The sequence below is a fragment of the Bifidobacterium jacchi genome (assembly GCF_009078285.1).
Taxonomy (GTDB): domain Bacteria; phylum Actinomycetota; class Actinomycetes; order Actinomycetales; family Bifidobacteriaceae; genus Bifidobacterium; species Bifidobacterium jacchi.
On the sequence record NZ_RQSP01000001.1, the window covers coordinates 104,503 to 106,969 of the forward strand.

Annotated in this window: 4 protein-coding genes; all 4 read left to right on the top strand. The window is 65.0% G+C overall.

Features of this window, described 5'->3' with window-relative positions; translation table 11 throughout:
* Positions 1-157: 157 nt before the first annotated feature.
* Positions 158-772 carry a sugar O-acetyltransferase gene (locus EHS19_RS00420; protein WP_151915827.1) on the top strand — a complete coding sequence of 205 codons (615 nt, stop codon included), beginning with the start codon at positions 158-160 and terminating at the stop codon, positions 770-772.
* Between the two features lie 103 nt (positions 773-875).
* On the top strand, positions 876-1,673 hold the full coding sequence (gene thiD / locus EHS19_RS00425) for a bifunctional hydroxymethylpyrimidine kinase/phosphomethylpyrimidine kinase (protein ID WP_151915828.1): 798 nt from the start codon (positions 876-878) through the stop codon (positions 1,671-1,673).
* Positions 1,674-1,712: 39 nt separating this feature from the next.
* On the top strand, positions 1,713-2,078 hold the full coding sequence (locus EHS19_RS00430) for a thiamine-binding protein (RefSeq protein WP_151915829.1): 366 nt from the start codon (positions 1,713-1,715) through the stop codon (positions 2,076-2,078).
* 53 nt (positions 2,079-2,131) lie between these two features.
* A partial coding sequence (locus EHS19_RS00435) for a hypothetical protein (protein ID WP_175578211.1) occupies positions 2,132-2,467 on the top strand: 336 nt, incomplete at its 3' end.

Genomic DNA, 2,467 nt, shown 5'->3' on the forward strand with positions numbered 1-2,467 from the left:
ACATATGTTTGCGGACTACCCCTCAGTCAGCTTTGCTGACAGCTCCCCTGACAAGGGGAGCCAAGAATAGAATCAATGTCAATTATGGTGCAACAGAGCCAAACCGATGGCCGTACCGCCGATAGGGATGGCGACATCCACGCGCAAAGGAGAGCATATGAGCATACCGCGGCAGGCACTTGACATCATGCATTCGCCGGGAATCTACTTCTGGGATGCCGATCTGATGGATCGGGCGCAGCAGGAGCAGCGGGACATGCTGCATGAGATCAATGCGCTCAAACCCAGCGATCCGCGCCGCGAACGGCTGCTGCGCTCATTCCTCGCCGACATGGGCGAAGGCGTGTGGATCGAGCCTTCTCTGCACGCCAACTGGGGTCTGAGCACCCATATCGGCGACCACGTGTATGCAAACGCCAACCTCACGCTGGTGGACGACGGCGAGATCTTCATCGGCGATCATACGATGATCGGCCCGAACGTCACGCTTGTCACCACCGGCCACCCGGTGCGGCCCGACCTGCGCGAACGGGTCGCCCAGTTCTCCGAGCCCATCCACATCGGCCGCAACGTGTGGATCGGCGCGAACGTGACCGTGCTGCCGGGCGTCACCATCGGCGACAACTCTGTCATCGGCGCATGCAGTCTGGTCACCCGCGACATCCCCGCCGACTCGGTCGCCTTCGGCACCCCCTGCCGAGTCGCGCGTGCGATCAACGAGCACGACAACGAGTACTACTGGCGCGACCGGCGCATCCCCGAGGGCATCTGACGGCCTCGCCACCCGAGCGGGCGATGCCTTACGGTGGCGGCGCGAACGTACAGCCGCCTCACTACGCTCGTGAGATAACCGAAGACCCTATCAAGGAGACGATATGAGCACCACATTGCCGGCAGTACTTGCGATTTCGGGATCGGATTCGTCCGGCGGCGCCGGCATGCAGGCCGATCTCAAGACGATGCTGGCCTGCGGCGTGTTCGGCATGAGCGCCATCACCGCGCTCACCGCGCAGAACACCACCGGCGTGCGTTCCATCCAGGACACCCGCCCGGAGATTCTCGCCGATCAGATCGACATGGTCTTCGAGGACATTCCCCCTGTAGCGGTCAAAATCGGCATGGTCTCCGCCACCGACATCATCGACGTGATCGCCGACCGTCTGACCGCGCACCACGCGACCAACATCGTACTCGATCCGGTGATGGTCGCCACCTCCAGCGCGAAGCTCATCAGCGACGACGCCATCGCGGCGCTGACCGGCCGCCTGTTCCCCCTGGCCGCCGTGGTCACGCCGAACATCCCCGAGGCACAGGTGCTGGCGGATGCGACGATCCACGATCAGGCCGGCATGGAGGCCGCCGCCCGGCGCATCGTCGAGCTGTACGGCTGCGCCGCGCTGGTCAAGGGCGGGCATGGCACCGCGGACGCGAACGACGTGCTGGTGGAGCGCGACGGCACCGTCACCTGGTTCAACGAGTCGCGCATCGACAATCCGAACACGCACGGCACCGGATGCACGCTCAGCTCCGCCATCGCATCCCATCTGGCGTTGGGCGACCCGCTGCCGACCGCCATCCGCCAGGCCAAGCGGTATCTGACCGGTGCGCTGAAGGCGCAGCTGGATCTGGGGCACGGCTCCGGTCCGATGGACCACTTCTGGAAGTATCGCTGATCATCGAGTAGGCAATCACGCACAGCAAGGGAGGCATCAATGGTCGTTGATCGCAACGCCGTCAAGCAGGAAGTGCCGATCGATCCGAAGACCGGCAAGCCGTATCTCAACACGGTGGCGGCGATTCAGGTCTCCGCGGCCGGGGTCGGCTCCGAGGTGTCGCCATATGTGGCGCAGGCGGTCGAGGTGATTCGCGAATCGGGGCTCCCGCAGGAGACGAACGCCCTGTTCACCAACGTCGAGGGCGATCTCGACGACGTGCTCCACGTGGCCGGCGAGGCCGCCAAGAAGCTCGCCGAGCAGGGATACCGCACCTCGCTGGTGCTGCATATGGACATCCGTCCGGGCTTCACCGGACAGCTGACCGAAAAGCCGAAGATCGTCGATCGGATTCTGGGCGAGTAGCGCGCGCCCGGGGCGTTGCCCGCGGAACCGCACGCGCAAGGAGGTGCCGGCCTATGAACTGGGTCCAAGGCAGCGAACAGGCGTTTGCGAAGGCATGGAGCGGACGCTGGCGGATCGTCGGCACCACGCTGTACTGCTCGTTCATCGGCGGCTGCGTGCTGTGCGGCGGACTGGCGATGCTGCTGGATCGCACGGTCGGACTGCCATCGATGCCCGCACGCTGGGTGATGGTCGTGGGACTCCTCGCCGTGCTGCCCGTGGTCGTGACCGCGCTCGTGGTGGCGCTCAAGCTGTCGGGCCGCCCGCAGGGCATGATCGCCGCGCGATGCGCATGGCCGGGCGTGCTGCTGCGTTATCAGGAGGACATCCACCACTACGACGATCCCGAC

Excerpts from the sequence above, each read along its gene's own strand:
- EHS19_RS00420 (WP_151915827.1), top strand. The coding sequence starts at position 158 with ATGAGCATACCGCGGCAGGCACTTGACATCATGCATTCGCCGGGAATC.
- thiD (WP_151915828.1), top strand. The coding sequence starts at position 876 with ATGAGCACCACATTGCCGGCAGTACTTGCGATTTCGGGATCGGATTCG.
- EHS19_RS00430 (WP_151915829.1), top strand. The coding sequence starts at position 1,713 with ATGGTCGTTGATCGCAACGCCGTCAAGCAGGAAGTGCCGATCGATCCG.